This is a genomic window from Pseudanabaena sp. FACHB-1998 (assembly GCF_014696355.1).
Classification (GTDB): Bacteria; Cyanobacteriota; Cyanobacteriia; order Pseudanabaenales; family Pseudanabaenaceae; genus Pseudanabaena.
In genome coordinates, this window is the sequence record NZ_JACJQA010000034.1 from 1 (window position 1) to 25,246 (window position 25,246).

The window sequence follows — 25,246 nt, forward strand, 5'->3', positions numbered from 1 at the left end:
CTCTTTTGAGTTCCTTACTCTTGGGGTTACTCTCTATAAATTCAGTTAATTCTTCCAAGTCTTTGCTTTGATTTCTTCTTCTCTATTTTTCCACAAATCATTTAGGATTGCTATAGGTGCGCTGTAAAAGCTGCTAATGATAGCGATCGCTAGCCACCACAGTAACTGCACTTGAGGACGATACCAGACTGTATCAACTAAACTGTGAACGAGCATTCCCATTAAAGTAGCGATCGCTGCGATAATCCATAAACCACTGGAATCGCGATCGCTTCTCAAACGATTTAGTCCAAGCCAGCCTTGACGGAAGACTGTAAAAACTAGCCAACCATAGCAAATCACTCCCACAATTCCCGTTTCTACGGTGATTTCCAAAGGCACAGAATAAGTTCCCAAGGCGCTATAGCCCGATCGTTGATAAAACGGATAGACGATGTTAAAAGCTTTATTTCCAGGTCCAATTCCGAAAACTGGTCTATCTTCAATCATTTTAATTACGGACTTCCAGACATTGACCCGAAAGGCATTACTACTATCATCGGTTCCGAAAATGCTAAATACACGTTTTCGTAAAGTGGGAACGAGAACAGTTCCCAAGGCGATCGCCCCCGCAGTGCCACCAAATACCGCAGGAAAAGTCCACTTCGGCAACCGCTTGCCCCACCAGTACACCAATAGTAAAACTAGCGTAAAACTCTCAGCCGCAATCCCCATAAGTCCCCCACGACTTTGGGTTTGTGTAAGGCAAAATGCCCCAAAAATTGCTGTAATAATTCCTAAAGCTTTCATGCCCCAACCACGCCAATGAATAGCAGCGATCGCCCCCATGGGTAAAGCTGGCATCAGATAACCTGCAAATAAATTAGGATTGCCAAGAAAACTATAAACACGGGTAATCCCTGCGGTTTCCGAGGTGGGATCTGTCCATGTGGCGAGTTCGGGTGCGCCGAGATACCATTGCTGTATACCATAGGCACTCGCAATCAATGCCGATCCTAAATATGCCGCAATAAAAATTGATCGCCATCCCAAGCGCATCAAGCGACTCATGGACACAAAGGCAAGCATGTATAGCGTGAGCTTCACCATGCCATCGGCTGCCGCAACCCGCACGGGTGAGATTAAAGTGGCAACTAAAGCGATCGCCCAATAGCTGATCAAAGGCGTATGAATAGCTGTCCAGATCGGTGCAGTCTGATCTTCAGCATCACGGCGATCGCTTAGCCATAACATCAGCCATGCGATCGCTACGGCTGCACTAATTATCCCAGTCTGAGCATTTTCTAAAAAAGGCAAAGTCGCCAGCATCACCACTAACAATCCGCCCAAAAATTTAGCACTTAACAAGCGACTACCTTCGCGCCATGCTTGCAATGGGCTAATTAGTTGAAAAAATTTAGCTTGACTGCTGAACCACCACGATTGTAGGGTTTGCAAAAACTTGGGCATCGGTAGGTTGAGCTTGAAATTCATAGAGCAATCAGCATATTTGAACTTACGGTAAAGTTATTTTGACATCTTGATGGCAAAGGAAAAAGGAAATGGAAAAACTAAATTCTGCTGAAGCCTATAACAATCGCGGTATGGAACGTGCTGAAAATGGCGATTATATGGGGGCGATCGCTGACTATACCGAGGCGATCGCGTTCGATCCCCATTATGCCGAGGCATACTACAATCGCGCCTACGATCGCTCAGAGATTAAGGACTATTCAGGCGCGATCGATGACTACACCAAGGCGATCGAGTTAGCCCCTGATGCTGCACCCGCCTATTTCAATCGGGGCATGGCAAAAGCCAAGCTCGGCGATGCCGAAGGCGCAAATGCTGACTGCGAATATGCCAAAAGTCTAGGTTTATAGAAAGAGCGTAACATTTAGTTACAATAGGTTACTGACTAATTGCCTAAGCATTCCCTACAGCCCTATGACCCGTGACCTGCGATCGTTTCTCAAACTTCTCGAAGAACGCAAACAACTCCATCGCGTTACTGCCCTCGTCGATCCGCAATTAGAGATTGCTGAGATTAGTAATCGCCTTTTGCAATCAGCAGGGCCAGCATTGCTATTTGAGAATGTTAAAGGTTATAAAACCCCTGTGGCGGTAAATTTGCTGGGTACAGTGGAGCGCGTCTGCTGGGCGATGGGTATGAGAGAGCAGTCAGAACTAGAAGTTCTGGGTACAAAATTAGGGAAACTGCAAAGCCCTAAGCCTCCGAAGAAAATCTCACAGGCGATTGAATTTGGGAAAATTCTTTTTGATGTGGTCAAGTCTCGACCTCAAAAGGTTTTATTTGGGAACGCTCCCTGTCAAGAAGTTATTTTGCAAGGCGATGATGTTGATCTTGATCAGATTCCCATTCTCAAACCATATCCCAAAGATGGTGGAAGAGCCGTAACTCTTGCTCTAGTCATCACCAAAGATGTCGAAAATGGGATTCCCAATGTCGGCGTATACCGATTACAGCAACAGTCAAAAAACACGATGACCGTGCAGTGGCTATCGGTGCGTGGTGGTGCGCGTCACTTACGCAAGGCGACTGAGGCGGGTAAGAAATTAGAAATTGCGATCGCGATCGGTGTTGATCCAGTATTGATCATGGCGGCGGCGACTCCAATCCCTGTAGATTTGTCGGAATGGATTTTTGCGGGACTTTATGGTAACGAAGGCGTGCAGCTTACGAAATGCAAAACTCTCGATCTAGAAGTTCCCGCCTGTGCCGAATATGTTTTGGAAGGAACAATTACTCCCCATGAAGTGGGAACTGATGGCCCCTTTGGTGATCACATGGGCTATTACGGCGGCATCAATGATCAAGCCCCCTTGATCAAATTTCACTGCATGACCCATCGCAAAGATCCCATCTATTTGACTACCTTTAGCGGCTTACCTCCTAAAGAAGAAGCAATGATGGCGATCGCTCTTAATCGTATTTACACCCCGATCTTGCGTCAACAAGTTTCCGAAATTACCGACTTCTTTTTACCAATGGAAGCGCTATCTTACAAAGCTGCAATTATTTCCATCAAGAAGGCTTACCCCGGGCAAGCTAGACGCGCCGCCCTTGCTTTTTGGAGTGCTTTGCCACAGTTTACCTACACCAAATTTGTAATCGTCGTTGACCATACGATCAATATTCGCGATCCGCGTTTAGTTGTCTGGGCGCTCAGTTCCAAGGTTGACCCCACCCGCGATGTGTTCATTCTGCCCGACAATCCCTTTGACTCCCTTGACTTTGCCTGTGAGAAGGAAGGACTAGGCGGACGTATGGGTATTGATGCCACGACCAAAATCTATCCTGAAACCGATCGCGATTGGGGAGATCCATTAGAAAGCGATCCTGATGTGGCGGATATGGTTACACGCCGTTGGGCGGAGTATGGTTTAGCAGATATCAAACTTGATGGAGCCGATCCAAATTTATTTGGTTACGATATTCATTAACAGTGCTTTGCGCTCAAAACCAAATCACAAAAGATTTTTTAAAAGTGTTGGGAAGCAACACTTTTAAAAAATCTTTTGTGATTCGTTATAGCTTTGCAATTACTGCCACAACAGAAGAAACTTTCGATTTTTTTGTTGAAGCAAAAAGTACTATATGTCCAATATGTCTGGGGTAGTATTATTGTTGATGGATCTTAATTCTAAAATTTTAATATGATTAAACACTTTGCTAAGCGTTTGCTATTGCCTGTCTCCGTTGCCTTGGCAGTAGCATCATGCCAGCAGCCTAGTGCGACACCCACATCACCTTCGCCGTCAGTGGCGGCTTCAGCTTCTCCTTCCGCTAAACCTACAGAAACGGCTTCGGCTTCACCCCAAGCATCGGAATCGCCTAAAGCAGATGCCTCACCTAAAGCAGATGCATCGCCAAAAGCTGACGCAACTCCTATCTCTGCTGATAAGGCTAAAGACGTTGATGCCTTCATTAAGCAAAATCCTGACTTTAAGGAAATGTATGAAGCAACTGGTGGAGATAAGTACGTTACTTTAGTTTCCACTGAAACTTGTAAAGCTCTTGACTCTGGGGTTCCATTTCCTACTTTGATTGATGCTTTAGAGAAAGAATTTGATAAACAAGGAGATTCTAAGTCTATTCCTGCTGACAAGCTGACCAAGTTGAAGGAATACACGGGTTTTATTGTTGGCGGTAGTATTGCGATCGCTTGTCCACAGCACAAAGACAAAATTAAAACATAAGCTTTTATATTTGCTGTAGAAAAGGAAAAGGTGACGCAAAGCGTCACCTTTTCTTTTATAGCTATAGCCAGTCTTGTTACTTGTTAGGACACAAAACCCAAGAAGCGAGTTGCGGCGCGAAGCGCCGCAACTCGCTTCTTGGGTTTTGGTTTGTTCTAATGCAAGTGACTATAGCTATATTTTTTATTTGCGCTAATTTTGAGAACTGGTATTATTCAAATCAAGCAGCGTATTAATTAAATTAATTAGATTGTCTATTCCTAATCCTCGAATTAAAGCGCTCTTTTTGATTATTGCCGCGATCGCTACTTTGTTCGCGTCGGTGGCAACCTATCTTGAGCGCGATGAACTGGTTTATATCAGTCTGGCTGTTATATCCGTGGTGGTTTTGCCGATTCTGCTACCGCCTGTATTGACGGCGATCGCCGAATCTCCCCTCGGTAGACGCTGGGATGTTAGCATTTCAGCGATCTTAGCGGGATCAGCCGTGTTAATAGCGGCTCATGTCACCCAATTTGATGCCTCATTTGCGCGATGGTTTGATAGCCTCAAATGGGAAGCCTTGGGAGCAGTGGGGCAAATCTTAATTGCGATTTTGGCGGTATGGGTAGCATGGCGACAAAATCAAATCTCTGAAGAGCTGACGGGTCAGCAAAATGTGATTACCCAACAGCAAACCATTGATGCTTATTTCCAAGGCATTTCTGACCTAGTTCTCGATCCGCAAGGTCAATTGGAGGACTGGCCTCTCGAAAGAGCGATCGCCCAAGCCCGAACTGCGGCTTTGCTGGGTGGTTGTGATGCCGATGGTCGCGCTAAAATTATTCGTTTTTTATCCAGTGCTAATTTGTTGACCCCCCTCAAACGTGATGGCTTATTAGGTCGTCCGATTTTAGATGGGACGGGTGGTTATGTAGTTGACTTGGCAAATGGGGTACGGGTGGTTAATTTAGGGATGATGCTAGCGGCAAGGGATGTTAGTAAGACGGACTTACGCAATGCGGATTTAAGTGGGGCGAATTTGATGAAGGCTAGCTTTTTTAATTGCGATCTGACTGGGACGAACTTTGGTGGGGCAATTTTAGCGAAGGCAAATTTGCGAGGAACCGATCTTAGTCGAGTTAAGCTTTTTTATGGCAAGTTAGAAACAGCTACGCCCCGAGATCGCCTGCATTTGCCCAACTTTGAAACTGGAGAATATACAGGCGCAATCGTCGAGGATGCGGACTTTAGTAAGGCGATCGATCTTTCTGAAGACAATCGTAAATATCTTTGTGCTTGGTGTGGCAAAAAATCTCGTAAAACTATTCCCGGAGGGTGTGAAGATGTGCCGAATCGATTGGGGCGTTAGGGGGCGAGATTTGTGGCTTTGCCACAAATCTCGAATAAGGTTAAGCGCGATCGCCAGTGCCGTAGTTTTACAGTTAACATCCCTAGCAAGTTTACCGAACGAGGGATTTGCGGAAACTGGGGTCGGTTATTTGCAGGATGAAGTGCCTGAAGAGGTGTTGCGTGCCGAAATTTATACTGATGCGCGATCGCCTATTGATGGTCAGCAGTTATCGGCGGCTGAATATACGGAGCTAATGGAAAATTTGCGATCGCTAGATAATATTCCTCCTGAAGATTTGGTTTCCCCAAAGATTAGAGAAGTAGTTGATTTATTAAAATTGCGAAAGTTCTTACGCCAATTTATTCCTTTTATCCCTTAAATTATTGTTGGCAGGATGGACGGCGCGAAGCGCATTCATCCTGCTCTAGGACTACTTAAATTATTGTTGGCGGAATGGACGGTGCGAAGCGCCTTCATCCTGCTCTGGGACTATAAATTGTTGGCAGGATGGATAGCGCGAAGCGCCTTCATCCTGTTCTTAGGACTACTTAAATTATTGTTGGCAGGATGGACGGCGCGAAGCGCCGTCCATCCTGATCTATTTAGGACTACCCATGACTATTATTTTGACTAATGACGATGGTATTGATGCAGAGGGAATTTGGTCTTTGCAAAAAGCTACAGAATTAGTATTTGGTGAGAAGGGCGCGATCGCCGCACCTTCGCGACAATATTCAGGATGTGGTCATCAAGTTACGACTAATGCCCCGATCGCAATTCATCAACGGCAAGAACTAGGCGAAAATATTTATGCCATTGATGGTTCGCCTGCGGACTGTGTGCGGGTGGCGATCGCCCATTTATTTAATGATGGTAATGATGGCAAATCTAGCGATGTGAAATTGGTGCTATCGGGCATCAATCACGGCGGTAATATGGGCGTTGATGTCTATATGTCGGGGACGGTGGCGGCGGTGCGTGAGGCGGCTTTTTATAATATCCCTGCGATCGCTATTTCCCATTATCAAGATCGGCGGCGAGCTTTTGATTGGGCTTGGGCTGCCGAGACTTCCGCCAGAGTAATTAAGCAATTATTAGAAATTCCCCTGCCATCCCAATCCTATTGGAATGTGAATTTGCCTCATTTAGAACTCAATGACCTCAATTCTCGACCTGAGATTGTGTTTTGCGAGAAATCAAGTCAACCCTTGCCCTTAGGTTTTAAGGTCGAAGGCGATCGCGTAACCTATGCAGGTTGCTATAATCTGCGCGATCGCTCACCTAATACCGATGTCGATGTGTGTTTTTCTGGCAAAATTGCCGTCACTCAACTGAGTGTGTAGACATCCAAATAATTAGAGAGTGCGCCCCAAAGGAGCGCACTCTCTAATTATTTAGGTGAATATTAATGGGGATACATCGATCTTGCGGCTTAGGACTTTCTCACTGGTTAGAAAATCAAAGAAATTTTGAAAATAAGCCACATCTTGAGGTGAAAACTCATCAAACATTCTGTAATCTGGCAAAGGCACGCGACTGGTTAGAGATGGTTTAATTTTGGTATAGCGCTGCAAATATTGGCGAGACAAAATGGGATTGCGACGGACTTCCATCACACCCCTGCGATAGGCGGCAATAAATTTTTGGGCGATCGCTGGATATTCTTTAAGAAATTTAGTACTGACTGCGGCGGAACCACCAAACCAAGGAGCCAAGGGATCGCCAAGGATATATTTAGAAACCACCCCTGCTTCAAGGGTGCGCGTTTTGCCCTCACTGCGTCCCACCGTGCCGATGGGTTCGAGGGTATAGGCAGCATCTACCTCACCCGACTCAAGGGCGGCGATGTGCTTATCAAAGGATAGCGGTAAAATTTGAGCATTGGGATAACCATTTTTCGCCAGAATAGCCTTCGCTAGGGCAATATTTTGAGGGCCCAGTCCTGAGCAAACTTTTTTGCCATTGAGTTCGCTAATCTGTTTAATCTCACTGTTTTTAGCAACGACAAATTGCTCCAATATGAACTTAGTGTTGCTGCTATTGGAGCAAATAATTTTGAAATTTCCCGCAGATTTATCTTCGCCGATCGCCAAATTTCCTGAAGAAACTCCATTGCCAGCCGCTTGAATCTTTCCTGCAATGATCCCTTCGACAACTTCTTGGGGATTCGCAAAGGCAACTGCTTCCACCTCTAGCCCCATTTGTTTGAAGTAACCCTTTTCGAGAGCTAAGTAGAGCGGTAGCGCTGGGGTGACGGCAGGATAGCCAATGACAATTTTAGGATTTTTACCTTGAGCGTTGCTGCTCCAAGTATTAGTCAAAATGGCTCCAGTTGTGCCGCCCACGATCTGCAAAAAATTCCGCCTACGAATTCTCATCGGGATGTACCTAGATATAGGACTTGTAGCTATGGCATAACACGATCGCGATCGCCTCTTCTGAGTCAGTCGTTACAAATAAACCCCCAAAACTTTGGCGCACACTGCACCAAAGTTATCGATAAATAAAGGCGGCACATCGCGCCGCCTTTATTTGGGCTTTTAGTTATGCCTTGCTATAAAATAAGGCTGCAATTAGATCAGCAATTAGATATTGAATTTTGTATGGCAATTAAGCGGCGGCAGTTATTGATCTTAGGTGGATTAGCAATTGGTGGTGGTTTGGGTGGTGCTGCGATGTCAGGAATCTTGAGTCGTAAACCCGACGTGATCGCCCCCACAACTCCCCAAACTCCTGTAGCCAATAATCCCCAACCGATCGCATCTGCAAAAAATGCCACTCCAAATGTCACCCAAAGTGTCACGCGATCGCCAAATCCTGCACCCAAAGGACTATTTGCCCCCGCTAGAGGTGATGTCCGCATCGTCGTAATTAGCGATCTCAATAGTGCCTATGGCTCAACGGACTACATCGATCAGGTAAAACAGGCGATCGCCTTTGTCCCCGATTGGGAGCCAGATCTAGTGCTATGTGGTGGCGATATGGTCGCGGGGCAAAGCAATTCCCTTTCGGCTACCGAGATTGAAGCAATGTGGCAAGGATTCGATAAATATATTGCGGCTCCCATTCGCAAAGCTAAACTTCCCTTTGGATTTACTATCGGCAATCACGATGCATCGGGTTCTATTTCAGGAGGACAATATGCCTTTGAAAGCGATCGCAATGTCGCCAAGAAATATTGGAATGATCCTAAACATGATGCAAATTTAAGTTTCGTCGATCGCGCAGGTTTCCCTTTCTATTACACCTTTCAAAGTAACGATATTTTCTTCCTAGTTTGGGATGCCTCTACCGCAAATATTCCATCGGAGCAGTTGAAATGGGCAGAAAAGAGTCTGGCGAGTGAAGCTGCTCAAAGCGCGAAGTTACGCATAGCGATCGGGCATTTGCCTCTTTATGCTGTAGCAAAGGGCAGAGAGACATCAGGAAATTATTTGGATGAAGCCGATCGCTTACGGGCGTTATTAGAGAAATACAAGGTGCATACCTATATCAGTGGTCATCACCACGCCTACTATCCCGCCCATAAAGGCAAATTGGAACTGCTCCATGCAGGAGTCTTAGGCGACGGGCCCCGTCGATTGCTAAGTGGTGATATTACTCCCAATCGTACTATCACCATCATCGACATTAAATTAGCCAATTCAAAGACAATCTATACAACCTACGATATGGATACACTCAAAGTCGTCGATCAAAGCACTCTACCCAAGTATATCGACTCGCCCAATGGTCGGATTACGCGCCGTGATGTCAAAATTTAAAACGTGAACTGATAAATTTAGTAGTACTATCGTAAAATTTCACAAAAACCGAAGTCACCAAAATTACAGTTAGGATGTAAATTATTCCCCCAAAAAATGGCGTATAACCTTTTAATACATAGTTTAAACAAAGAGCAAAGAGGTAAGCTATTAACTGATGAATCAAATAAAAAACATAGGAATCACAGTTTTTTAATCTCTTGAGGAAAGGAACTTCGATTAGGAAATTAGCTAACTTTGCGCCCAAGATAAACAAACCAAACGTAAAAAATAAGCTACTCCATGGATAAAGACTGGAGAACCAATTCATCATATTACCGACCACAACTAAGACCAAGCCTAAGACAAGTGAAAGAGGATGAAAAAGAACTTTCTGTAATTGTTCTTTATCTTGGTAATTAGTGTAATAGTTGCCTAAAAAAATGCCCAGAGCAAAATTAAAAGATTCAAATAAAATTATATAGTGCCAATGATTTTCATTTAGTCCCCAACTTTGAGCAAAATAATAGGAACCAACGGAAATAAGTAAAGTTATTGCAAGTAGAAATTTGCCCCCAAATCTGGTCAACACTTTAAAATAAAGAGGAAAAGCAATATAAGCAACTAACAAAGGTGGAATAAACCACCAAGCTGAAGATATAAAGTTGGTAGCCCATCCTGTTTGCCAAGGATTAACTAGGAAAACATGACCAATTAATATCTCAATCCAGCTTCTTCCGATCTTATCCTGTAGCTGCATTTTCACAGGTTCAAACAACGGAAAGTTAATCGTATTTACAGTTATATAAACCAATAAAAAACCTGCAAATAATATAAAAGCTACAAAATAATACGGTAATATTATTCGCTTAATTCTCTTCTTATACCAATTTAGCCAGTAATTAAGGGGATTATTCGGAGGTTCTACAAGTCTTAGACTTAGAGAAAAGCCACTCATAAAAATAAATACATGTAAAGCTTCCCATCCAAAACCAAACAAAAAACCCGTTAAGTTGGTTAAAAACGCTGCAAGATTATTTTGATTATCCAAAATCAAATATTTAGGAAAAGAATTGATAAGCTCTAGTCCTGCATTGTTGTTTTTATAACTCCATAGAAAATTACGAAATAAGCCTGGTAAATCATTGTTAGAGAATATATTGATATGCATACAGGCTCTAAGCCAATGATGTCCTGCAATCTCGATCGCACAGAGAATTCTTAACATGTCAAGCCATTCTAAACGTGATGAGACTATACTTTTAGACATGTTTATAACCCTCAAAATTATTAATTTAATTATCCTTGATAAATATCAATTATTAATAGAACTCTATCACAAAAATATTATTGTAAATCTATTGAAGCTGAAGATTAAGAATTTGTGATAATTCCTTATTCAGTTCTGTATAGCCAAGATTATTTAAATGTAAATAATCTTGGCTGTATTTAGAATTGATAATTCCATTTTGATTGCTTAAAATTGTGTAAGCATCAAAAATGATAACCCGATCGCTTTTTAAAGATCTTATAAATTGATTGACTTCCACTACCGCTTTCTGCACATCGGGTGACCAGTATGGCTTAAGATGAATTGGCGGTTCACCAACAGGAAAAATAGTGGTTAAAATAATAGTTGATTTCGTTTTGTTCTTAATTTCATTAACTATTTTCTGAATATTTTGTTTGCAGTTTATAATAATATTCTGTGAGTCTAAAGAAAAATTAGGAATATTTCTAAGATCATTTATCCCAGCCTGAATTATTACCACATTAGGAGATAAGAGGCTCAAATGTGAAGACATCCTACCGAGTATTTGCTCAGTAGTCTGCCCACTAATACCTCTGTTAACAAATACAAATGGAGTATTGGAAGGATCAGACCAAGCCTCGGCTCGCGAATCTCCTAAAAACACGGCTAGGGGTTTATCTTTGTTATTAGGTATGTCAGCTATCAGGGGATATCTTTTTAATTCGTAGGGATCAAGTCTTAAAGATTGATTCTTTACATACTGTTGATAGTTGTTATTATAAAGCCATACATTTACAATTAAAGATATGCTCAGAGTTCCTAGCAAAAAAGAGATTATAATGACGGATTTTTTCATGGACAATATTCTTTACTAATCTATATTTATCTGGCTATCAAAATATAAGTAGTCTTAATCCAGTGAGATGGATAAAACTATAAACTATTTATAGAATTTATATTTACAAAAAAATAAATTTGGAATCTGAGATTTTATAAACAACTAAAATTTATTAAAATATTTTTTATTTTCTTTAGATTGTTTCTTAATAAACTAAATCACTTGGGCGACTTTTTTGCAAGATGAAAAGCTGGAATTTTGTAAAATCTTAATTAAGACTATGAGATATTAATAGATTTGGAAATACCATCAATGATATTATATATTCACAGTTAAAGCTTATTAAGACATATTGCTTAGGGATTTTCTAGAAATTGTCTAAAAATTATTTGGAAATCTCTTTGATTGTCTTTAGATGGCTTACAAATTTTGATATTTTTGGCTATTTTATCTCATTTTGACTTATGAAAATTGCGATGATCCACGTAGATTTGCCTAATGAGTCAAAGGGAGGTGTAGCTTTTCAGGCTCACTATTTAGCTAATGCCTTAGTTGAACGAGGGCATGAAGTTACCATGTTTACTTTCAGCCCTCATTATGCAGATTGTCTGTATAAAGTACATCAATATCCTCCTCAATTTAGAAATATCAAATTCCAGCCTTTTTTGCTAGCTTTTCACCTGTCACGAACTGACTTTTCGGGCTTTGATGTAATTCATTCCCATGGAGATAATTATTTAATGTGGAATATTCATCCACAGGTAAGAACTTTCCACGGTTCCGCTAAGGATGAAGCAGCTTTTGCGGTTAATTTGAAAAGGCGAGTTCTTCAATCAATTTTTTATTATTTAGAAATTGCTGGTGGTAAGGTTGCCGATTTTAATGTGGGTGTTTCGGAAGCTACAAGATTACGACTTCCTGCGATTACTAAAATCATCCCTTGTGGCGTAGATGTTGAGCGTTTCAAGCCCGCTCTTAAATCTGAGCATCCAACCATTCTATTTGTGGGATCATTGGGAGGTCGAAAGAGAGGTGGTTTATTGGCTCAAATATTTTGCGAACAAGTTCTCCCCCAATTTCCCAAAGCGGAGTTGTGGGCTGTTAGCGATATTCCTCTGAGCGGTGAAGGGATTCGTAATTTTGGAAGAGTTCCGCTTGAGACTCTATCTGATTTGTTCCAAAAGGCTTGGATATTTTGTTTGCCCAGTACCTACGAAGGTTTTGGAGTGCCATATATCGAAGCTATGGCATCTGGTACAGCCGTGATAGCAAGTCCTAATCTAGGGGCAAAAGAAGTCTTAGATGGAGGCAAATATGGTCTAATTGTTGAGGATGATCAATTAGGCAATAGTATCAATCAGTTAATAGCGAATCCAGATCTACTAAATCACTATATTTCGCAAGGACTGACTAGAGCCAAGGATTTCTCTTGGAATCGAATCGTTGACCAATATGAACAAATATACGCATCAGCTATGCAGTCTTCCGCAAAATCTAATCAATAAGAATGGAGTATAGTTGATGTCAAAAGTTTTATGTGTGAATACTGGTGGTAAAGGTAGCCTTGATTCTTTAAGAGCTAGATATCTTGCGTCAAAATTAAATGCTGATATTACGCATCACGATCTCAATCGTGGCATTTCTAAGCTGGCTGCAAGTAGGGAAATTTGGGAGGTTATTTCTAGCAATAAGTGGGATTTAATATATCAAGAGGGATCTGGTATAGCTGGGGGAATTAATCTCATTCGTGCGGCAAAGTCTTGGGGGCAACGCTATATCATTTCTACGGGTGATCCCATTGGGGGATTCTTTCGCGTGACGAAGGGAGAGCAAATCGGCAATTTGATGGAAATCTACGAGCGCACCCTCTACAAAAATTGTACGGCTTTTCTGGGCTGGACTCCTTATCTAACAGGCGCAGCGATCAAATTGGGAGCGAAGCGAGCGATCACGATTGAAGGTGGTGCAGACTTTAGTCTATTTCAATCCAAATCAGCAGAAGAGCGCCTTAGTCTTCGTCAGAAATATGGTATTGCGGCTGATCATTTAGTATGCGGTGTGGTGGGAAGTTTGCAATGGAACAATAAACAATCCTATAGCTATGGTTATGAACTGATTGAAGCTTTAAAACTTGTAAAGCGTACGGATATTACGGTCTTGATTGTGGGAGATGGGAATGCGCGAGAACGTTTACAGGCGCTAGTCCCCGATGAGTTGCGATCGCGCGTTATTTTTACAGGACGCTTATTGCCGATCCAAGTAGTTGATGCAATGAACATGATGAATATTGGTTTTGTCACTCAAACCCTTGATGAGTTGGGAAGTTTTCGACTGACGACGAAGCTTCCTGAATATCTTGCCTGTGGTGTGCCTGTAGCCATGAGTCCCATTCCCGGGTTTTATGACTATGGGGTTGTATATGCTGGTTGGGCTTTACCTGCTTATCATCCTGCTAGCCGCGAGTTTCATACTCGTTGTGCGATGTGGCTAGATAATTTACAATCGCAAGATGTGGAGGACAAGGCTAAAATAGCTCCTACGATCGCTAAGAGATATTTTGACTATGATGCGATTGGCGATCGCTTTGCCACCTTCGTTCACGAAATTTTGAAAAGTTAGAAAGCCTATGAATGTGTCTTTTTTATGGTGGTTAAGCTGTAAGGCTTATCAATTAAAAATTCCTTTGCTTCCTCGCCTAATTAAAACATTCAACTTTTTAATTTTTCACGCGATTTTACCCTATCAAGCCGAAATAGAACGCGACATTGACTTAAAACACTATGGTTTGGGAATAGTTATTCATCCGAATGTCAAAATTGGACACCGCGTCCAGATTTACCATAATGTCACCTTGGCGGCGGAAACTTGGGTTGGCTCTCCCTATAAAATTCAGATCGGCGATGATGTATTCATTGGCGCAGGTGCGGCGGTAGTGGGGCGCAAGGATCAAAATTTAATAATTGGCGATCGCGTGGTTGTGGGAGCTAATGCGGTGGTCACCCGTGATGTGAAGGAGGGGGAGACTGTAGTAGGCGTGCCTGCCCGTCCTATTGAAAAGTAGAACCGCCCAAGGTGTGGCGCAACATGCGCTAAAGCTTGGGTTTCTGGTTTCTAATAACGCCTAGCTCCATAAACTATAAAAATGATGAAAATTACTGTAGTTGTTCCGACCTATCAACGCCCCCAAGATTTAGCCCGTTGTCTAGATGCTTTATTAAAACAGACTCGTGCTGTGGATGAGGTATGGGTAATTGTTCGCGATACGGATCTGGCAACTTGGCAATTTTTAGATGAATTTTTAAAGCACAACTCAGAGTTAGTCTCAGAAGGACTTAGCAATACTCAAGGCAATAATCAATTGCCATTATTAACCGCGACGGTGAAGGCTGTCGGCGTAATTGCGGCGATGAATGTGGGACTGGATGCGGCGACTGGCAATATAGTCGCTTTTACCGATGATGATGCCGCTCCTCATCCTGATTGGTTGGAAAAAATAGAAGCCTATTACTTAGCCGATCCTAAAATTGGCGGTGTCGGTGGTCGTGATTGGGTCTATCACGGCACAAAGTTAGAGGAAGGAGCGCGACCTGTTGTTGGCAAGTTACAGTGGTTTGGGCGCTTGATTGGTAATCATCATATTGGCAGTGGGGAAGGTCGCGAAGTAGATGTCCTCAAAGGTGTCAATATGAGTTTTCGGCGAGAGGCGATCGCCGATTTACGTTTTGATACGAGAATGCGCGGCACTGGGGCGCAAGTGCATTTTGAGGTAGTTTTTTCTTTGACCTTAAAGAAAAAAGGATGGAAGTTAATTTACGATCCCCGCATTGCCGTCGATCACTTTCCTGCTCAGCGATTTGATGAAGACCAACGCAATACATTTAATGATGAAGCGTCGGTTAATGCCATTCATAATGAAACTCTGGCTTTACTGGAATATTTATCACCCTTACGGCGGTTAGTATTTTTTGCTTGGGCGATCGCGATCGGGACAAGGGAAGCCAGAGGCTTATTACAATTACTGCGATTTTTTCCTCAAGAGGGAGATATCGCTAGGCAAAAGCTCTGGGCTTGTTGGCAAGGTCGTTGGCAAGGTTTTCAAACTTGGCAAAGTCTAAAATGAACGAAAGTAAGGATAACCTTTGGGTGTGCCTAACTCTTTTTCTAGCTCGAAGTTAATAATTCCCCATTTGGGTTCTTGCCCTTCAGAAGGACTAAACTCAACATTTAAACCATATAGGCGCTGTACCTGCGAACCGCTATTGCCCTCTAGATAAGAACCAACCAAATCCATATAACGTTGGGCGATCGTTACTTTGATAGCTCGATAGCCCTGTGTATAGAGTCGATCTATACTTTCGTGAATTTCAAAACGAATGCCATCGGGATGGGTATGTTGGCGATACCACTCGTCATCCCAGAGCCGCCATTGGCGATCAGATTGTAGATGAATCAAATCCTTATTGTTAGGGTGAACCTCAAACGCACCGTGACGCGGACAAAGATAAGTGTCAGTCAAAATCAGGGCAGGAATAATTTGGCGACAATGGGGACATTTAATTTCAGAACCAAATATCGGATATTGCTGTGCCGAGGTAACTGTCCTCATGACTTATAAATATTTTAGGAAACTTTGTAATCGATCCTAACATGTTGCTTTGTGGATAAAAGCAAGCTTTGTCACAATGTTTATAGCCATAGCCAAATTCAAAAAATGAGTTTATGGTTCATCTGACACACTCTAATAATTATTAAAAAGCTACAATCAATTCCATAAACTATCCAATATCTCTAAACAGTAAGGTTGAGGATGGCAAAAGCCAACCAAAAATTTCAATGGGGAGCAGTTACAAACCGCGCTAATCAAGCGGAAAAGTACTTGCGCTGGTTTGTAGAGTTCTGCCCCGTCTCGATCGCGATGTTTGATTGCGATCTCAATTACATATTGGTGAGTCAGCCTTGGGTAAAAATGTTGGGTATTCCCCGCCTCAAGCTGATCGGAACCAATATTTATGACTCCGTGCCGAATGCGATCGCTCATCGGCACGGTTTAGAACGCTGCTTGAGCGGTGGGCAGATGAATTATGCTGCTGATATTAATATGTCAGTCAAGGGTGAGCCATCAAATATTTTTCAGTGGCAAGTCCAGCCTTGGTATACCGATGATGGCTCGGCTGGAGGCATTATTATCTCGAGCCATTCTTTAGCGAGCCATTATCAGTCCACTTTTCTCAAGCGAAGATTAGATGAGGAAGTAGCAGAGCGGCAACACCTAGAAGACGCTTTTAATAAAATTGGTACAGCGATCGAAAGTGCTAATGACGCGATCTGTATTACAGACGATCAAGGGCTACCCATTTACATCAATCTTTCTTTTAGTGAGCTATTTGCTCACAATTTGTCGGCGCTACAGCGATCTAATCAATTTGCAGCTTTGTTTGCGGATGCCAAAACTGCGGAAATTATTCACAATGCCGTGATGCATGGTGGAACTTGGTCAAGCGAACTGGAAATGTGCGATCGCTACAACCAGCATATTCCCATTTACCTAAAAGTTAATCCTGTCAAAAGTCCTAATGGACAAGTGATTGGCTCAACTTATATTTGTACAAATATTCGCGATCGCAAAGCTGCTGAAGCGGAAATCAATAAGAGCTTTGCGGCGCTCGGTGCAACCCTCGAAGCCACAGCCGATGGTATTTTAGTTTTAGATGCGATCGGCAATATTATTATTTGCAATCAAAAATTTGTAGATCTTTGGTGTATTCCTGAACGAATTTTCACCTCCCACGATGATTCCCACATCTTGAAGTATGTCTCTAGTCGCATTACTTCTTCTCAGTATTTCCACAAATTTGGCAAAGGATTAGCGTCCGATCAAAATAGTTTTGAAATAGTGGAATTAGATGATGGCAGAACTCTAGAATGCTATTCACAACCACAGAATATTATGAATAGCTGTGCGGGTAGAGTTTGGAGCTTGCGAGATATTACTGCGCGCATTGCTTCCGAAGCCTTAATCCGTGCTTCGGAAGAGAAATATCGTCTGCAAGCAGAAAAACTCGAAAATGCCTTGCAAGAGCTAAAGAGTACTCAATCTCAATTAATTCAAGCGGAAAAAATGTCGGGATTAGGGCAACTAGTGGCTGGCATTGCCCATGAAATTAATAATCCTGTGAACTTTATCTATGGCAATCTCTCCTATGCCAGTAACTATACCAATGATTTATTAAATCTTATTGAGACCTACCGTACTCATTATCCAGAGCCTTGTGAAGCGGTGCGCGATAAGTTAGAAGAAATTGATATTGATTTTCTAGCTCAGGACTTTCTAAAGCTAATTAATTCTATTCGAGTGGGAGCAGAGAGAATTCAAGGAATTGTGCAATCTCTGAATAAGTTTTCGCGCAGTGACGAAGCGGGCTGTAAGTATGTGGATATTCATGAAGGAATTGATAGCACTTTGATGATTCTGCAAAGTCGCCTCAAAGCAAACCCCAATCGTCCTGAAATTTTAGTTGAAAGGATCTATAGCGATATTCCGATGGTGGAGTGTTATGCAGGACAAATCAATCAAGTATTTATGAATCTCCTCACCAATGCGATCGATGCTCTTGAAGAAGATGCTCAAGAAAATGGCATATGGAAACTCATTGACGACAGACCCCAATGGATTAGTAAAAATGACAAGATTTCTAAAATCCTCATTCAAACGGAACTTTTGGAAGATGGGCAAAATAGCGATCGCCTATTAATTAAAATTGCAGACAATGCTAAAGGGATTCCCGATGATCTCCGCAATCGCCTGTTTGATTTATTTTTTACGACTAAGCCAGTGGGTAAAGGAACTGGTTTAGGACTATCGATCGCCTATCAAATTGTGACCGAAAATCATGGCGGTAAGTTGTACTTTAATTCGGAAATCGATAAGGGTACAGAATTTGTCATGGAGATTCCGCTTCAACAGTCTTTATAAAAATATGAATGGTGATTGGACAACCGATCAAGTGGTAGCCCTAGCTCCCGATCCTGCCTCAGCTAAGAATGGCAAAGGCTTAGCGACGTTAAATAAATGGAGCAATTTGGGTAAGGATCAACAAATCATTTGGGGTGAATGCCAAGGTAGTGGCAAAGATCCCTATCGCACACAGGTTGACTTGTCGGAACCTGCTTTTCGGTGTAGTTGTCCGAGTCGCAAATTTCCTTGCAAGCATGGACTGGGACTATTGTTTTTAATGGTAAGTGAATCTACGGCTTTAACTAATGGAACTCCGCCTGATTGGGTAGCGGATTGGATTACCTCACGGGCTAAAAGGGAAGAGAAGCAAAAGCAGAAAACTAGCGAACCCGAAAAAACAGTTGATCCAGAGGCTCAAGCAAAACGCGCTAAGGCTCGATTTAACAAAGTTGAGGTAGGAATACAAGAATTGCAAGTATGGCTACATGATTTAATCCGTCAGGGTTTAACTTCCGTAAGCACAGAATCCTATAAATTTTGGGAACAACCTGCCGCGAGGATGGTTGACGCTCAAGCTCCGAGTTTGGCAAGGCAATTGCGCGATATTCCTAGCGTCATTGCGTCTGGCGCAGGATGGCAAGAAAGATTGTTACAAAAGTTAGGTAAGTTACATTTGCTATTGGAAGGATTTCAGCGTCTAGATGATTTGCCGATGGGACTTCAGGCGGATATTCGCACGCAAATTGGTTGGACACAAAATCAAGCAGAACTAACAGAATCAGAAAATGAGCAAGGCTCCAATCATTTAGTTCAGGATGTTTGGTTGGTAATGGGACAGCAAGTAGAAACAGAAGAGCGCTTGCGAGTTAGCCGAACTTGGCTATGGGGACAAAGTAGCGATCGCTATGCTTTATATTTACAGTTTGCTCTTGGTACACAACCCTTTGAGCATAATTTTATGTTAGGAACTTCTCTAGAAGCAGAACTTGCTTTTTTTGAAAGTGCTTATCCGCTTAGAGTCATCATTACCAATCGACAGAGTTCTCTCTCTCCTATCTCAATTCTAGACAATTTGGGATCGGAAACTATTGATTTAGCGATCGCCTCTTACAGCCGAGCCTTAGTTAAAAGCCCTTGGTTAGAGCGATTTCCCTTCACCCTTCAGCAGGTTATCCCCATCCACAAAGAGGGCAAATGGTTTATTCGCGATCGCGCCGCTAATCTGTTACTAATGTCATCACGTTTTGAGCATGGCTGGACGCTTTTGGCTCTAAGTGGTGGACATCCTGTAACCATTTTTGGCGAATGGAATGGCAATGATTTTTATCCTTTGAGTATTTTGGTAGGAGATAAGTTATATGTCGCTTGAATCCTCACTATTACAAAATATTACTGCGATCGCTTTAATCGGAACGCAGAGACAGACCTTTACTCCCATTAGTACTTATGGAAAGCTGGGTCAGCTACTAGGGAGTGTTGATACCACCAATCAAGAAGCAGCATTGCTCAGTACTGTGGCGATCGCCACAATGTATCAGCAAGCAGGACAATTACCGCTTTTAGATAGTTCACCATTGCCTGAACCCTGCGAACTAGATGATTTACCACGTTGTAGCGATCGCACTGGTTACTATTTATCCTTGATGCTCAGTGGTGAACATCTGCAACTGCTACCCGAACTACTTGATCGCCTAGCTGATCTTGGGCAAAGGGTTCATGAAACTAGCTTGCCGAGCTTACTAGACTTAGGTAAAAGGCAGTCGGATCTGCGAGAGGCGATCACCAAGGTATTGGGTAAGCGTGGGCAATGGTTAGCGGTTCAAAATCCTGAATGGAACTATTTGGCGAGTGAGGATGGATCGGTATGGGAAACGGGTAGTAAGGCGGCGCGGTTAATGTGGCTCTCGCAATTACGTCGTCAAGATCCAGACCAAGCAAGGCAACTGCTAGAGTCAACATGGAAGCAGGAAAGTGCTAGCGATCGCACAGCATTTTTGGAATCATTCAGCAATAATTTGAGTATGGCGGATGAACCTTTTTTAGAAGCGTTGCTTGATGATCGCAGTAAGGAAGTGCGGCGCGTTACCGTTGATTTGCTGACTTGTCTGCCTGAGTCGGGATTTTGTCAAAGAGCGATCGCCAGAGTTCAGAATTTAGTCAAATTACAGCGCGAAGGGAAGCAGCAATATTTTATGGTTGATTTGCCTGAAGTCCATACGCCTGAAATGCTGAGGGATGGGATCGAGGCGAAAAGTAATGATAATCAAATAGGCGATCGCGCTTCGTGGTTATTGAAGATGCTGACATCTACACCGTTATCTTTTTGGAATCAGCATTTGGCGATGTCTATTGAGGACTTAGTGAAAGTAGCTAATCATTCTCAAAGCGATCGCTTAATCCTGCAAGGATGGATAGCGGCAGCTCAGAAAACGGGAAATTTAGTTTGGTTGCAATCCTTGGTTGAGTTTAGCGAATTAGAGGAGGTTAATCGCATTGCTGGTCAGCCTTTAGCCGATAGTCTCATTTTAGATTCTCAACAACAAGCCGCAGCAATCCATCTGCTCAAAAATCCTGATCTAGCCTTTAGTAATCTTTTTAAGTCGATTCTCTTCAGGAATAAAACGATCTGGGATGAAGAAGTAAGTGCGATCGTTCTTGACCTAATCATCACTACTCTGGATCGATTTATCACAACTTCTCACTTAACGAGTCACTATTGGGGTATCAGTGAGTTTATCCGTGATGCTGCTAGATATATTGCTCCATCGATAATTCCTACGGCTAAGGATCAAGCGCTTGCAGTTAGTCAAAAGTTACAGGAACTTAGTTTAGAATCTGAGAACAAAAAGGAACTTAGGGAACTAGAGTATACGCAAACAACATTCCATAAATCCATTAAGCAATTTGTAGATTTATTGCAAATTAGACAAGAAATGTTAGGAGCAATTATATAACTCTTTTCAAAAGAAGGATAAGCGAGTTATTTTTATTTGGCTTATTGGAAGTAGTGATATAAATTAGCGATCGCTAATTTATATCTGCTGTTAAATCCGTATGCCCTAATATTAATTTTATGTGATATGCTAGTTTTAGCATATTTGCAATGGGAGAATTTTATTTTTGAAGCCTGTTGAGTGGATTGGAAGTTCTCTAGATGATTTAAAAGATTTCCCAAACGAGGTTCAGCAAGTTGTGGGTTATGCCTTGTATATCGCTCAATGTGGAGACAAACATCCTGCGGCTAAGCCACTTAAAGGATTTAAAGGTGCTGGAGTTGTGGAAGTGGTAGAAGATTTTGACGGAGATACTTATAGGGCGGTTTATACGATCAAATTTGCTGATGTTGTTTATGTTTTGCATTCCTTTCAAAAGAAATCAAAGCAGGGTATCACTACTCCCAAACAGGATATAGATTTAATTGAAGCAAGGCTAAAACGAGCTAAGGAACATTATTCTGAGCATTACAACAAGAAATAAATGGAGGTGTTAAATGATTGAAGAGATTAAGGTGCAAAAAAGTAGTGGCAATGTGTTTGCTGATTTGGGATTAGAAAATTCTGATGAGTTGTTGGTCAAAGCAGAACTTGCTTATAAAATCAGTAGTATCATTACTAAGTTAGAAATCACTCAAGTTGAAGCGGCTAAGCTATTGGGAATCGATCAGCCTAAGATGTCGGCTTTGATCAATGGCAAGTTATCAGGCTTCTCGACTGTGAGGTTATTTAGGTTTTTAAATTCTCTAGGTCGAGATGTGGAGATTATAGTGAAAGATAAGCCTAAATCTCGTTCTCAGGCACGTACTCAGGTTGTGAGTAGTTAAAGCGATCGCTTTTCTTAAGGAAGTTGAAAGTAATGGCATAAATTAGCGATCGCCATATCAGACGATTGGTTAACTACATCTGCTTTTAAAGCCTTATGCCCCGAAGCTTAAAGCTTTCCGAAAAAATCATATCAAAACGTTTTTTGTAAGTAGGCTATCATAATAAGCCTACACACATTTGGTGTTATCTATGAGTGCCGAAAACTTGCTGAATGATGAATACATTAGTCGTAAAGCAGAGGAATTTGCTAATAGTCTCAAGCAAGCTGTTCAAAAAGCTCATAACGAAGAAGATATTAAAATTGCCGCAGAGTCACAAATTCGGCAGTTAGCCAAAGAAGCTAATTTAGAACTAGAAGCGAAATATGAATTTACGGTTGCTAAGGGTCGCATTGATTCAGCCTATGATCGCGTATTCATAGAATACAAAAATCCTAAAAGTAGCGATCGCCTTTCTGTGAATCCCAAGGATAAAGGTAATCAGAAAGTTATTGAACAGATAAAAAGTCGCTTTACAGGACTCAAAGAAGATTTAGGATATTCACCAGAATCATTGTTTGGTGTTGGATGTGATGGCAATTATTTCATTTTCGTGCGCTATCGTAACCATCAATGGGATGTCCAAGATCCAGTAGAAGTTAGTAAGTATACATCCGAAAGATTTCTTAGAGTTCTATTTAACTTAGGCATATCAGGTAAGCCTTTTGTTCCTGAATATTTAGCCCAAGATTTTGGTTCTGAAGGAACAGTTGCTCGTTCTGGTATTAAAACCCTTTATGAAACGATTTGCGATACGGACAATCCAAAAGCACAAACATTTTTTCAACAGTGGAAGATTCTCTTTGGACAGGTTTGTGGATATGATGTCAATATTCCCTCGGAAAAAATAATTCAACTAGGAGAGTTTTATGGGATTGAGGGTGATCATAATACTCTAAAAGCACCTGAACTACTATTCTCTGTCCATAGTTACTATGCCCTATTCATTAAGCTATTGGCGGCTGAAATTGTTTCTCTTTCTCAAAGTTTTACGACTTCTCCTCATAAAAAGATGTTGAGGGCAGCAACTTCCAAAAAATTAAAACAAGAGTTAGAAGATTTAGAATCTGGCAGTATCTTTAAGAAACTAAATATTGTCAATTTCTTAGAAGGAGATTTATTTGCTTGGTATTTATGGGCATGGAATGATTCTATTGAAAAGCTAATTAGGGAAATGGTTAGTAAATTAGACGAATACAATCCTGCTACACTTTCAGAAGAACCTGCAAAAAGTCGTGACTTACTCAAGAAGTTATATCAACAGCTTTTCCCCAAATCTCTACGCCATGATCTTGGTGAATATTACACCCCAGATTGGTTAGCAGAGCATACTCTTAATCGTTTAGAGTATGATGGCAATCCAGACCAAAGACTGCTTGATCCTTCATGTGGTTCAGGAACTTTTTTGGTAATGACTATTGCTAAAATTCGACATTTTTATGAAGAGCATCGAGAAGATTGCAACTTTGATGAAGGAGAACTATGCCAGAAAATCCTCAATAATGTGATTGGATTTGATCTCAATCCTTTAGCGGTAATGGCGGCTAGAATTAACTATTTAGTTGCCATCCGTGATTTAATTCGTTATGTAGATAGAATCGAGATTCCCATATATTTATGTGACTCGATAATGACTCCTTCTGAATATGGCAGCGGTCGGCTTTTGACAGAGAGCGGATTGGCTGTAGATCAAATTGGTTCTACTAAAGAGCTAAAGACTGCGGTTGCAAATTTTTATGTTCCCACTGAAATTACTGCTAGTTGCGAACTAGTAAGTAAATACGCTCAAGCTTTAGAAGATTGTGTGAAGAATGGAAATTCACAGGCTGAGTTTATCGAACATTGTCAAGATGAAGGTTTACCTGTACAGGCTCAACACGTCCATGAGGGGCTATATCGAGAACTTGTCAGACTGGATCAAGTCAATCAAAATGGCATTTGGGCAAGAATTATAAAAAATGCCTTTGCCCCTTTATTTATTGGCAAGGTTGATTTTGTAATCGGTAATCCACCTTGGGTAAATTATGAGCATTTACCTGCTGATTATCGAGATGCAATGGCTTCCATTTGGAATCACTATGAATTATTTCCTAAAGGTGGATGGAAAGCTAGATTTGCCAAAGGCAATACAGATTTAGCGATGATTTTCACTTATTCGGCGATCGATAATTACTTGAAAGAAAATGGCAAATTAGGATTTGTTTTGACTCAAAGTGTATTTCAATCTAGCGCTGCTAGTGGTTATCGCAGACTTAAGATACATATCAATAAGAAATTTAATATTCAATTGGTCGATGACATGAGCAATTTTCAACCTTTTGACGGAGCAACTAATAGAACTGCAATTTTAGTTTGTACTTTAGATCGGCAAGGTACTTCTTACCCAGTTCCTTATACTGTCTGGTTTTTAAAAAATAGAGTTTCTATTTCTAGTGATCACTCACTAGAATCGGCTCTTGAAAATACACAACGTCAAGAGAAGGTAGCCTATCCCATTACTGATGAACAAAGTCCTTGGATGGTTTTACCTAAAGATATTGGCAAAAAGACTATTGAAAAAATTCAGAAGGGACGACAAGAATATAAAGCTTGGAAAGGTTCAGATACTAGAGGCGGCAATGGATTATTTTGGCTGCAACCACTACATAAGAAGATGAAAACAGTTATATGTAGAACTACTCCTGAATTTTCTAAAAAAAAGCCTCCAGAAATGACCGAAGCATTTGATGCCGATCTAATTTATCCACTTTTGAAAGGTAGAGAAGTATCTAAATGGCATACTCAACCAGAATACGCTTTGCTATATCCTCATCATGGTAATAGTGCAATTCCAGAAAGTGATATGAAACGTAAGTATCCCAAAACCTATGCTTATTTTTATAAGATGCGCGAGTATTTTACTAAAAGAAAAATGTACGATCTTTCTAGAAGAGATCTAGTTTTTTATTCTTTACTGATGTTACGTGGAAGGAAAACAGAGTAGAGTAAAGATAGACTCCGACAGAGGTTGAAAGGTATGGACAGAAAGTTCTTAGACCTATACTCAGATTACCTAATCAGTAGTTT

General features: G+C 41.6%; 23 protein-coding genes. 18 read left to right on the forward strand and 5 right to left on the reverse strand.

Annotation, left to right across the window (positions count from 1 at the left end; genetic code table 11):
• Positions 1 to 45 precede the first annotated feature (45 nt).
• A complete protein-coding gene (locus H6F42_RS15185) occupies positions 46 to 1,473 on the reverse strand; it encodes an IctB family putative bicarbonate transporter (RefSeq protein WP_190400218.1) in 1,428 nt (475 codons plus the stop codon).
• A gap of 68 nt (positions 1,474 to 1,541) precedes the next feature.
• Between H6F42_RS15185 and H6F42_RS15190 the strand changes: the two genes are divergently transcribed.
• From H6F42_RS15190 to surE, 7 genes are all read left to right on the forward strand, one after another.
• Positions 1,542 to 1,862 (forward strand): tetratricopeptide repeat protein, encoded by a 321-nt coding sequence (locus H6F42_RS15190; protein WP_190400219.1) that lies wholly within the window; start codon positions 1,542 to 1,544, stop codon positions 1,860 to 1,862.
• Between the two features lie 64 nt (positions 1,863 to 1,926).
• A complete protein-coding gene (locus tag H6F42_RS15195) occupies positions 1,927 to 3,444 on the forward strand; it encodes a UbiD family decarboxylase (protein ID WP_190400220.1) in 1,518 nt (505 codons plus the stop codon).
• Positions 3,445 to 3,657: 213 nt separating this feature from the next.
• Complete coding sequence (locus H6F42_RS15200) at positions 3,658 to 4,200, forward strand: hypothetical protein (protein ID WP_190400221.1); 543 nt, start codon at positions 3,658 to 3,660, stop codon at positions 4,198 to 4,200.
• 250 nt (positions 4,201 to 4,450) lie between these two features.
• Positions 4,451 to 5,551, forward strand: a complete 1,101-nt coding sequence (locus H6F42_RS15205) for a pentapeptide repeat-containing protein (protein WP_242018468.1) — start codon at positions 4,451 to 4,453, stop codon at positions 5,549 to 5,551.
• Entirely contained in the window at positions 5,526 to 5,912 is a 387-nt protein-coding gene (locus tag H6F42_RS15210) for a hypothetical protein (RefSeq protein WP_199289057.1), read from the forward strand. Before H6F42_RS15205 ends, H6F42_RS15210 begins: the two co-directional genes overlap by 26 nt.
• 15 nt (positions 5,913 to 5,927) lie before the next feature.
• A complete protein-coding gene (locus H6F42_RS15215) occupies positions 5,928 to 6,167 on the forward strand; it encodes a hypothetical protein (protein ID WP_190400222.1) in 240 nt (79 codons plus the stop codon).
• A complete protein-coding gene (gene surE / locus H6F42_RS15220; protein ID WP_190400223.1) occupies positions 6,148 to 6,876 on the forward strand; it encodes a 5'/3'-nucleotidase SurE in 729 nt (242 codons plus the stop codon). Before H6F42_RS15215 ends, surE begins: the two co-directional genes overlap by 20 nt.
• A gap of 51 nt (positions 6,877 to 6,927) precedes the next feature.
• On the opposite strand, the gene H6F42_RS15225 is transcribed toward surE, so the two are convergent.
• Positions 6,928 to 7,911, reverse strand: a complete 984-nt coding sequence (locus tag H6F42_RS15225; RefSeq protein ID WP_190400224.1) for an ABC transporter substrate-binding protein — start codon at positions 7,909 to 7,911, stop codon at positions 6,928 to 6,930.
• 168 nt (positions 7,912 to 8,079) lie between these two features.
• On the opposite strand from H6F42_RS15225, the gene H6F42_RS15230 reads away from it, so the two are divergent.
• The gene (locus tag H6F42_RS15230; RefSeq protein WP_242018469.1) at positions 8,080 to 9,297 is read left to right on the forward strand and encodes a metallophosphoesterase; all 1,218 of its coding nucleotides are present in this window, start codon (positions 8,080 to 8,082) and stop codon (positions 9,295 to 9,297) included.
• Here the strand turns inward: H6F42_RS15230 and H6F42_RS15235 are convergent.
• Entirely contained in the window at positions 9,287 to 10,546 is a 1,260-nt protein-coding gene (locus H6F42_RS15235) for an acyltransferase (RefSeq protein WP_190400225.1), read from the reverse strand. The genes H6F42_RS15230 and H6F42_RS15235 overlap by 11 nt on opposite strands.
• A gap of 88 nt (positions 10,547 to 10,634) precedes the next feature.
• Positions 10,635 to 11,384 (reverse strand): SGNH/GDSL hydrolase family protein, encoded by a 750-nt coding sequence (locus H6F42_RS15240; protein WP_190400226.1) that lies wholly within the window; start codon positions 11,382 to 11,384, stop codon positions 10,635 to 10,637.
• Between the two features lie 446 nt (positions 11,385 to 11,830).
• Here H6F42_RS15240 and H6F42_RS15245 point away from each other — a divergent pair, with 446 nt between their 5' ends.
• The 4 genes from H6F42_RS15245 to H6F42_RS15260 all read left to right on the forward strand — a co-directional run bounded on the left by H6F42_RS15245 (position 11,831) and on the right by H6F42_RS15260 (position 15,486).
• Positions 11,831 to 12,871 (forward strand): glycosyltransferase family 4 protein, encoded by a 1,041-nt coding sequence (locus H6F42_RS15245; RefSeq protein WP_190400227.1) that lies wholly within the window; start codon positions 11,831 to 11,833, stop codon positions 12,869 to 12,871.
• Between the two features lie 16 nt (positions 12,872 to 12,887).
• A complete protein-coding gene (locus H6F42_RS15250; protein WP_190400228.1) occupies positions 12,888 to 13,985 on the forward strand; it encodes a glycosyltransferase in 1,098 nt (365 codons plus the stop codon).
• Positions 13,986 to 13,992: 7 nt separating this feature from the next.
• The gene (locus H6F42_RS15255) at positions 13,993 to 14,427 is read left to right on the forward strand and encodes a serine acetyltransferase (RefSeq protein WP_190400229.1); all 435 of its coding nucleotides are present in this window, start codon (positions 13,993 to 13,995) and stop codon (positions 14,425 to 14,427) included.
• A gap of 84 nt (positions 14,428 to 14,511) precedes the next feature.
• The gene (locus tag H6F42_RS15260) at positions 14,512 to 15,486 is read left to right on the forward strand and encodes a glycosyltransferase family 2 protein (RefSeq protein ID WP_190400239.1); all 975 of its coding nucleotides are present in this window, start codon (positions 14,512 to 14,514) and stop codon (positions 15,484 to 15,486) included.
• Here the strand turns inward: H6F42_RS15260 and H6F42_RS15265 are convergent.
• Positions 15,478 to 15,972, reverse strand: a complete 495-nt coding sequence (locus H6F42_RS15265) for a TIGR02652 family protein (RefSeq protein ID WP_190400230.1) — start codon at positions 15,970 to 15,972, stop codon at positions 15,478 to 15,480. The genes H6F42_RS15260 and H6F42_RS15265 overlap by 9 nt on opposite strands.
• A gap of 201 nt (positions 15,973 to 16,173) precedes the next feature.
• On the opposite strand from H6F42_RS15265, the gene H6F42_RS15270 reads away from it, so the two are divergent.
• The 6 genes from H6F42_RS15270 (at position 16,174) to H6F42_RS15295 (ending at position 25,163) form a co-directional block, all read left to right on the forward strand.
• Entirely contained in the window at positions 16,174 to 18,339 is a 2,166-nt protein-coding gene (locus H6F42_RS15270; protein WP_190400231.1) for an ATP-binding protein, read from the forward strand.
• Between the two features lie 4 nt (positions 18,340 to 18,343).
• The gene (locus H6F42_RS15275; RefSeq protein WP_190400232.1) at positions 18,344 to 19,690 is read left to right on the forward strand and encodes an SWIM zinc finger family protein; all 1,347 of its coding nucleotides are present in this window, start codon (positions 18,344 to 18,346) and stop codon (positions 19,688 to 19,690) included.
• Positions 19,680 to 21,275 (forward strand): DUF5691 domain-containing protein, encoded by a 1,596-nt coding sequence (locus H6F42_RS15280; RefSeq protein ID WP_190400233.1) that lies wholly within the window; start codon positions 19,680 to 19,682, stop codon positions 21,273 to 21,275. The genes H6F42_RS15275 and H6F42_RS15280 overlap by 11 nt, the downstream gene beginning before the upstream one ends.
• 157 nt (positions 21,276 to 21,432) lie before the next feature.
• On the forward strand, positions 21,433 to 21,798 hold the full coding sequence (locus H6F42_RS15285) for a type II toxin-antitoxin system RelE/ParE family toxin (RefSeq protein ID WP_190400240.1): 366 nt from the start codon (positions 21,433 to 21,435) through the stop codon (positions 21,796 to 21,798).
• Between the two features lie 13 nt (positions 21,799 to 21,811).
• Positions 21,812 to 22,141 carry a helix-turn-helix transcriptional regulator gene (locus tag H6F42_RS15290; protein WP_190400234.1) on the forward strand — a complete coding sequence of 110 codons (330 nt, stop codon included), beginning with the start codon at positions 21,812 to 21,814 and terminating at the stop codon, positions 22,139 to 22,141.
• Between the two features lie 190 nt (positions 22,142 to 22,331).
• On the forward strand, positions 22,332 to 25,163 hold the full coding sequence (locus H6F42_RS15295; RefSeq protein WP_190400235.1) for an N-6 DNA methylase: 2,832 nt from the start codon (positions 22,332 to 22,334) through the stop codon (positions 25,161 to 25,163).
• Positions 25,164 to 25,246 lie beyond the last annotated feature (83 nt).

What these genes read in the sequence shown, in the direction of transcription:
- H6F42_RS15185 (WP_190400218.1), bottom strand. Translation starts at nt 1,473, where the DNA reads ATGAATTTCAAGCTCAACCTACCGATGCCCAAGTTTTTGCAAACCCTA.
- H6F42_RS15190 (WP_190400219.1), top strand. Translation starts at nt 1,542, where the DNA reads ATGGAAAAACTAAATTCTGCTGAAGCCTATAACAATCGCGGTATGGAA.
- H6F42_RS15195 (WP_190400220.1), top strand. Translation starts at nt 1,927, where the DNA reads ATGACCCGTGACCTGCGATCGTTTCTCAAACTTCTCGAAGAACGCAAA.
- H6F42_RS15200 (WP_190400221.1), top strand. Translation starts at nt 3,658, where the DNA reads ATGATTAAACACTTTGCTAAGCGTTTGCTATTGCCTGTCTCCGTTGCC.
- H6F42_RS15210 (WP_199289057.1), top strand. Translation starts at nt 5,526, where the DNA reads ATGTGCCGAATCGATTGGGGCGTTAGGGGGCGAGATTTGTGGCTTTGC.
- H6F42_RS15215 (WP_190400222.1), top strand. Translation starts at nt 5,928, where the DNA reads ATGGACGGCGCGAAGCGCATTCATCCTGCTCTAGGACTACTTAAATTA.
- surE (WP_190400223.1), top strand. Translation starts at nt 6,148, where the DNA reads ATGACTATTATTTTGACTAATGACGATGGTATTGATGCAGAGGGAATT.
- H6F42_RS15225 (WP_190400224.1), bottom strand. Translation starts at nt 7,911, where the DNA reads ATGAGAATTCGTAGGCGGAATTTTTTGCAGATCGTGGGCGGCACAACT.
- H6F42_RS15230 (WP_242018469.1), top strand. Translation starts at nt 8,080, where the DNA reads ATGCCTTGCTATAAAATAAGGCTGCAATTAGATCAGCAATTAGATATT.
- H6F42_RS15235 (WP_190400225.1), bottom strand. Translation starts at nt 10,546, where the DNA reads ATGTCTAAAAGTATAGTCTCATCACGTTTAGAATGGCTTGACATGTTA.
- H6F42_RS15240 (WP_190400226.1), bottom strand. Translation starts at nt 11,384, where the DNA reads ATGAAAAAATCCGTCATTATAATCTCTTTTTTGCTAGGAACTCTGAGC.
- H6F42_RS15245 (WP_190400227.1), top strand. Translation starts at nt 11,831, where the DNA reads ATGAAAATTGCGATGATCCACGTAGATTTGCCTAATGAGTCAAAGGGA.
- H6F42_RS15250 (WP_190400228.1), top strand. Translation starts at nt 12,888, where the DNA reads ATGTCAAAAGTTTTATGTGTGAATACTGGTGGTAAAGGTAGCCTTGAT.
- H6F42_RS15255 (WP_190400229.1), top strand. Translation starts at nt 13,993, where the DNA reads ATGAATGTGTCTTTTTTATGGTGGTTAAGCTGTAAGGCTTATCAATTA.
- H6F42_RS15260 (WP_190400239.1), top strand. Translation starts at nt 14,512, where the DNA reads ATGAAAATTACTGTAGTTGTTCCGACCTATCAACGCCCCCAAGATTTA.
- H6F42_RS15265 (WP_190400230.1), bottom strand. Translation starts at nt 15,972, where the DNA reads ATGAGGACAGTTACCTCGGCACAGCAATATCCGATATTTGGTTCTGAA.
- H6F42_RS15270 (WP_190400231.1), top strand. Translation starts at nt 16,174, where the DNA reads ATGGCAAAAGCCAACCAAAAATTTCAATGGGGAGCAGTTACAAACCGC.
- H6F42_RS15275 (WP_190400232.1), top strand. Translation starts at nt 18,344, where the DNA reads ATGAATGGTGATTGGACAACCGATCAAGTGGTAGCCCTAGCTCCCGAT.
- H6F42_RS15280 (WP_190400233.1), top strand. Translation starts at nt 19,680, where the DNA reads ATGTCGCTTGAATCCTCACTATTACAAAATATTACTGCGATCGCTTTA.
- H6F42_RS15290 (WP_190400234.1), top strand. Translation starts at nt 21,812, where the DNA reads ATGATTGAAGAGATTAAGGTGCAAAAAAGTAGTGGCAATGTGTTTGCT.
- H6F42_RS15295 (WP_190400235.1), top strand. Translation starts at nt 22,332, where the DNA reads ATGAGTGCCGAAAACTTGCTGAATGATGAATACATTAGTCGTAAAGCA.